This is a genomic window from Flavobacterium sp. (genome assembly GCF_028712645.1).
Lineage (GTDB): Bacteria > Bacteroidota > Bacteroidia > Flavobacteriales > Flavobacteriaceae > Flavobacterium.
The window spans coordinates 1-7,468 of record NZ_JAQTPQ010000173.1; the positions used below are offsets into that span (position 1 = coordinate 1).

At 33.9% G+C, this 7,468-nt stretch carries 4 protein-coding genes; all 4 read right to left on the reverse strand.

Annotated features, from left to right (window positions below):
- Positions 1 to 1,776: phenylalanine--tRNA ligase subunit beta (pheT, locus tag PHC28_RS12885; RefSeq protein ID WP_300101191.1), on the reverse strand; the 1,776-nt coding region annotated here is incomplete at its 3' end.
- Positions 1,777 to 1,903: 127 nt separating this feature from the next.
- Complete coding sequence (locus tag PHC28_RS12890) at positions 1,904 to 3,214, reverse strand: TolC family protein (protein WP_300101194.1); 1,311 nt, start codon at positions 3,212 to 3,214, stop codon at positions 1,904 to 1,906.
- A gap of 82 nt (positions 3,215 to 3,296) precedes the next feature.
- A complete protein-coding gene (locus tag PHC28_RS12895) occupies positions 3,297 to 6,395 on the reverse strand; it encodes an efflux RND transporter permease subunit (protein ID WP_300101197.1) in 3,099 nt (1,032 codons plus the stop codon).
- Positions 6,396 to 6,455: 60 nt separating this feature from the next.
- Positions 6,456 to 7,460, reverse strand: a complete 1,005-nt coding sequence (locus PHC28_RS12900; RefSeq protein ID WP_300101200.1) for an efflux RND transporter periplasmic adaptor subunit — start codon at positions 7,458 to 7,460, stop codon at positions 6,456 to 6,458.
- Positions 7,461 to 7,468 lie beyond the last annotated feature (8 nt).

The following is a 7,468-nucleotide window of genomic DNA, read 5'->3' on the forward strand; positions in this document are numbered from 1 at the left end:
GTAGGTTTTTCCAAATTCAAAAAATTTTAAATCAGAATTTCTACGATTAATATTATAAGATAAAGCTTCTAATCCTGAAAACAATAACGATTGTCGCATTGCTGATAAATCATTACTCAACGGATTTAATATCATCACATTACATTCTGAATTCAAGTTTTCTGACAGGTCAATATAGGATGGAGTTGTCAATGAATTAGCCATCATTTCATTGAATCCTTGTGAATTCAATTGGTTTGCAATGACGTTTTGCACTTTGTAATCTTCAGTTCTTGGAGAATTCGAAACCGTGGCATTTAATTTCTCCGAAAATTTGATGTTGTTGTATCCATATACTCGAAGAATTTCTTCGATAACGTCAATTTCTCTTTGAACATCAACGCGATAAGATGGAATTATCAAACCTAATCCAGCATCAGAAACGCTATTGATTTTGATTTCTAAAGAAGCTAATATGTTTTTAATGATTTCCTTTGATAATTCTTGACCAATAATTTTCTTTACATTATTGAAATTGAGTACAACTGAAAAATCTTCTATTTTCTTTGGGTAAATATCAACAATATCTGATGTTATTTCTCCACCAGCAACTTCTTGTATTAATAAAGCAGCACGCTTTAATGCATATTCTGTGATAGATGGATCAATTCCTCTTTCAAATCGGAAAGACGCATCAGTATTTAATTGATGTCTTTTGGCACTTTTTCGAATACTCACCGGATTGAAATAAGCACTTTCTAGGAAAATAGAAGTAGTAGTATCTGAAACACCAGAATTTTTACCGCCAAAAACTCCAGCGATACATAAAGGTCCTTGCTCGTCACAAATCATCAAATCTTCTTCGTGCAAATTTCTTTCTACATCATCAAGCGTTGTAAATTTAGTTCCCGAAGGAAGTGTTTTTACAATTATTTTTCCGTTAATTTTTGAAGCATCAAAGGCGTGAAGTGGTTGTCCTAATTCGTGTAATACATAATTAGTAACATCTACAATGTTATTTTTTGGATTGATGCCAATGGCTTTCAGTCTGTCTTGTAACCATCTTGGAGAGGATTTTACTTTAATTCCAGAAATGGTTAGTCCACAATATCTTGGAGCGAGAACTGAATTTTCAACGTTAACATCAATTTTAAGCGTTCTCATATCGACTCTAAAATTGCTCACAGATGGTGTAATGAATTCAACATTAATACCTGTTTGTGATAAACCAGCTCTCAAATCACGGGCAGTTCCAAGATGACTCATTGCATCAGCACGATTTGGTGTGAGCCCAATTTCAAAAACTTCATCATTTTCAATATTAAAAAGGCTTGCGGCTTTAACACCTGGAATAACAGTACTGTCAAGAACCATAATTCCTTCGTGACTTGTTCCAAGCCCTAATTCGTCTTCGGCACAAATCATTCCGAGACTATCTTGACCTCGTATTTTTCCTTTTTTTATTTTAAAATCAACTCCATCTTTATCATATAAAGTGGTCCCTATAGTGGCAACTAATACTTTTTGTCCAGCAGCAACATTGGGTGCGCCACAAACAATTTGAACTGGAATCCCATCGCCTAAATCTACGGTAGTAACTTTCAAACGGTCAGCATCAGGATGTTGAATGCAAGTGAGAACGTGTCCTACAACAATACCCTCTAATCCTCCTTTTACAGATTCATATTTCTCAACCATTTCTACTTCTAGACCTAAATCTGTCAATAAAGCAGCCGTTTCATCAGATTTCCAGTCTATTTTAATGAATTGTTTTAACCAATTGTAAGATATTTTCATTGTGTTTTTATGTGAATTTTCGAAGTGGCAAATATAATCAATGTTTCGCGAGGTTCAAAGTTGAAAAGGTACAAACTTGAAAGTCTTTTTATGAATTGCAAATTCCGTTATATTTAGAAGTAAGTTATTAGAATGTTAGACTTCCAGCTAATTCTTTCAAAGCAATTTCAGATAATTTTGCTTGAAATTGCGCATTACTATTTCTCACTTTTGCATTAATATAATTCAATTGTGCTGTTCTGAATTCTAATGTGGTTATTGTTCCAATTCTAAATTTATCTAATGTAATATTCAGGTTTTGTTTGGCAATAGCTTCGTTTTTTTCCTCCAAATCAATCAATTCCAAATTTGTCAAATAAGTTTGATAAGAAATGGCTAATTGAGAATTGAGTGCTAAACTTTGTTGTTCAATGGCTATTTTAGAATTTTCGATTTCAAATTGAGCAATTTTCTCGTTACGATTTTGCGAAAGTCCATCAAATAAATTTAAGGATGCTTTAAATCCGTAATTAAGTCCTCTAGCCGATGCTTGTGAAGTAAAACCAAGGCTGGAATGACTTTCTGAAAAATTGTAACCCGTATTTACATTTACCGTTGGATATCTTGCCGCTTTTATTTGTTTCAATTGTAATTCCGAAACTCTTTTATTAATAATTTGTGCCTCCAATTGTGGATTTTGTTTTTCAGCCAAAGTCGATAATTGGGGAAGCAATAATTTACTATCAACAACAATCGCATCAACTACTTTAAAATCAGTTTTTGAATCTCTGGCAAGAATTTGATTCAATAAAATTTTGGTGTTTTTATATAATTCTTTTTGTCTTAAAAGAGCAACTTTGTCAGTATTCAAGTCAACTTGTGCATTCAAAACTTCTAATTTTGAGGCTTTCCCAATTATAAAACGATTTTGAGCCAAATCTAATCTTTGATTAGAAATCACGATTGTTGTGTCTAAAGCTGCCAATTGTTGTTGTTGTTGAACCAAATCAAAATAGGTTGCATTTACGTCGCTAATTTTTGTTATTAGGGTCAGTTTTAATTGTGCTTCGCCTAACTTTTGTAATTCTTTTAATTGGTCGAGTTTAGCAAACATTTTAAAACCATCAAAGACCGTCCAATCTAATCCTACTCCATAATTTAAACTATTACTTTTTGCGTTATCTAGCGAAGTAACCGTGCCGTCTTGACGTGTTTGCGAACTGTTTTGAATGTTATTATTATCTGCTAAACTTGCTGTGACTTTGGGTAACATTCCTGCATTTCCAGTGCTTACATTAGTTTTGTCGATGTTTAAATTGTTGGATGCTATTTTGATTTCATAATTATTTTCCAATGCAATTTTCACAGCATCTTCGACAGTCAAAACTTCTTGAGCGCTAGTTTTCACTATGCAAAACAGAAATAAAACCAGACTTTTTAATATGTTTTTAGTTTTCATAAAATGAATTATTCTGTGAGTTTTCAGCAAAACCTAACAGGTTTTTAAAACCTGTTAGGTTTAAGTTTTTATATCTAATAAATTATTTACTTTCTTTTTCATATTCCTCAATGTGGTCAAATTCTGGATAATGTTTTCGAGCTTTAGACCACATTAAATACAAAGCCGGAATTACGAATAAGGTTAAAACTAAGGAGAAAATTGTTCCTCCAACAATGACAACTCCCATTCCAATTCTACTTTTTGAAGCAGCTCCAATTGATAGTGCAATTGGTAAAGCCCCTAAAGCAATGGCTAAACTGGTCATTAAAATTGGTCGAAGTCGTTCTTCGGAAGCTTGAAGAATGGCATCAATTTTAGATTTTCCTTGTTCCCGCAATTGATTTGCAAATTCTACAATCAGAATTCCATTTTTGGTTACCAAACCAATCAACATAATAGTTCCAATTTGGCTAAAAATATTCCAAGTTTGGTCAAATAACCATAGCGAAAATAGCGCACCAGCAACCGCCATTGGCACAGTCAGAATAATAATAAATGGATCAATAAAACTTTCGAATTGAGCTGCCAAAATTAAAAATATCAATAGTAAAGCTAATCCAAAAGCAAAAGAAGTATTCGAGCTACTTTCGACAAAATCCCTTGATTCTCCACCTAAATCGGTAGTGAAGGTGTCATCTAATACTTTGTCTTTAATCTCATTCATCGCATCGATTCCATCGCTAATACTTTTGCCTGGTGAAAGTCCTGCCGAAACTGTAGCCGACATATATCGGTTATTGTGATACAATTGTGGTGGATTACTTTTTTCTTCAATGCTCACCACATTGTCCATTTGAATCAATTCCCCTTTGTTATTTTTAACATACATCGAAGTTAAATCTAATGGTTTCGAGCGGTCTTTTTCTTCAAATTGACCTATAACTTGATATTGTTTTCCGTTTTTCATAAAATAACCAAAACGCTGTCCGCTCAACGAAAGTTGTAAAGTTTGAGCAATATCAATAACAGAAATTCCTAAACTTTCTGCTTTTTCACGATCGATAGTCACATTAATTTCAGGTTTGTTGAATTTTAGATTAACATCTGTTATAGAAAAAGTCTCATTTTTTGAAGCCTCATCCATAAACAACGGAATTTTTTCTTGTAATTTTTCGAAATTCGGAGCTTGGATAATGTACTGAATTGGTAAACCACCACGACGACTTACAGCAATTGTAGGTTGTTGCATTACTGATGTTTTGGCATCTGGATATTTTTTAGTCAATTTGGTTAATTGGTCTGCAATTTCCATTTGGGATCGCTTCCTTTGATTTGGATTTTTCAAAGAAACTCGAATAAAGCCACTATTTACTGAACCTCCACCGCTAAATCCAGGCGCAGTGATTACTAAACTTACCTGTTTTTCTGGAATAGAATCATCTACCAATTTAGAAATTTCTTGCATAAATCGGTCAGTATAAGCATAAGAAGAACCTTCGGGAGTTGCCATTCGCAACACAAATCCACTTCGGTCATCTAAGGGAGCTGTTTCTTTTTGAAGCACGTTAAAAAACAAATAAATTAAACCGAAACACCCAATTATAATTGGAAAGCTCATCCATTTTCTTTTCATAAAACGCTCCAAAGCATTGGCATAAGTTGCGTTTAATTTTTCGAAAAACGGCTCAGTTTTAATATAGAATTTTGATTTTCTTTGTTCGCCACCTTTCATTAAATAGGCATTCAACATTGGTGTCAAAGTCAATGAAACAAAGGCTGACACTAAAACGGCAGCACCAATTACAACTCCAAATTCCCGAAATAATCGACCGACAAATCCTTCTAAAAATATTACAGGCAAGAATACAGCAGCTAATGTGATTGATATTGAAATTACAGCAAAAAATATTTCATTTGACCCTTTGATTGCCGCTTCGATAGGAGTCATTCCTTGTTCTACCTTCTTGAAAATATTTTCGGTGACGACAATTCCGTCATCTACTACTAATCCGGTTGCTAATACAATTGCCAATAAAGTCAAGACATTTATCGAAAATCCGAAAAGCCACATAATAAAAAATGTTGCTATCAACGAAACTGGAATATCAATTAAAGGTCGGAATGCAATTGCCCAATCCCTGAAAAATAAATAGATAATCAATATTACCAGAAGTAATGAAATACCAAGAGTTTCTGCTACTTCAAGAACTGATCTTTTTACGAAAACAGTATTATCTATGGCAATATTGAGTTTAATATCCTTGGGTAAATCTTTCTGTAATTTGTCAAATTCTTTGTAAAATGCTTTTGAAATATCAAGATAATTAGCTCCAGGAAGTGGCACAATAGCAACTCCTACGAGTGGTGTGCCAGATTGGGTCATTTGGGTTTCAATATTTTCGGCATCAAGATTTGCTCGACCAATGTCACTTAATCGAACTATTTTTTCGCCATCTGAGCGGATAATTATATTATTAAATTCTTCGGCAGAAGATAAATTTCCAACTGTTTTAACAGTCAGTTCAGTATTATTTCCTGTAATTTTTCCAGAAGGTAATTCTACATTTTGTTTGTTAAGTGCATTTCGAACATCGGCAACTGTAATGCCATAAGAAGCTAGCTTTTCGGGATCAATCCACAAACGCATAGCATATCTTTTTTGTCCCCAAATTTGAATTCCACTCACTCCAGGAATCGTTTCTAGATGCTGACTAATCACATTTTCGGCATAATCACTCAGTTCTAAAGCACTTCGAGTATCACTTTGAACGGTCATTGAAATAATGGCTTCACTATTGGCGTCAGCTTTAGAAACTATAGGTTGAGAATCGATATCTTGTGGTAAATTTCTAATGGCTTGAGAAACTTTATCCCGAACATCGTTTGCCGCAGCTTCTAGATCTTTGTCTAAATTGAATTCTATTGTAATATTACTGTTTCCTTGATTACTTGAGGAAGTGATATTCCGAATTCCATCAATAGAATTGATTGCTTTTTCTAGAGGTTCTGTAATTTGAGACTCAATAATATCGGCATTGGCACCAGTATAATTAGTACGAATCGAAATTTGAGCAGGATCAATAGAAGGAAATTCACGAACACCTAAAAAAGTATAACCTATAATTCCGAACAAGATGATGGTCAAGTTCATTACTATGGTAAATACAGGTCTTCTTATACTTAATGTGGATAAACTCATTTTTGAATTTGTGATTTAGGATTTGTGATTTAGGATTTTCTGCCAACTGCCAACTGACATCTATTTAACTTTCACTTTCACGGAATCATCATTTTTTAAACTCATAACTCCACTTGTAATTAGTGTATCACCAGCTTTTAATCCAGATAAAACTAAAACTGAAGCATCTGTTCTAGTTGTAGTTTCAATCATAACTTCTTTGGCTTTGCCCATATCGGAAATGAAAACTTTCTTCCCGTTTAGAACAGGTATTATTGCTTCTGATGGAACTACAACGGCATCTTTAATAATGTCTAATGGCAATTCTACGTTGGCAAAAGTGCCGGGTAATAATTTTCCGGATTTGTTTTCAGTGATGGCACGAACTTGTAAAGTTCTCGTCGAGATTTGAACTTCGGGTTCAATAGCGTAAATTTTAGCAACAAACTTTTCATTTGAACCAGTAACAGTAAAACTTAAATTGGAGTTAGGTTTTACTTGATTGGCGTATTTTTCAGGAATAGAAAAGGTGATTTTCAGTTGGCTGATATTGATTAATTTGGCAACCAGAAGGGAAGGGGTGATGTATGTTCCTGGTGAAATGGAACGCAATCCTATTTTTCCTGAAAATGGTGCTCGAACCGAAGTTTTAGCGATTTGTGCTTGTATTAATTGACTTTGCGCTTGAGTGGATTTTAAATCTGCTCTTGCCACATCGTATTCTTCCTCACTAATAGCTTCTTTTTGTAGCAACAATTTAGCTCTTCTTTCATTTTCAGATGCCAAACCTTCTTTAGTTTTAGCTTGAGTCAATTGTGCTCTCAACTCAATGTCGTTTACTTTGAAGAGTAATTGTCCTTTGCTGACATTGCTTCCTTCTTTAAAATAAATTCCTTCGACAATTCCTGAAACTTCAGATCGAATTTCTACTTGTTCATTGGCTTCGATGGAACCAGAGAGCGAAAGATTATTATCGAAAGTTTTAGGAACAACAACAATTCCGGCTACGTTTGTGGTTTTGTTTTTTCCACCTTTGTCTTTAGATTGTTCGTTTTTGCTTTTATTGGAAGTAATTCGGTAAGCAATGAAAGCAC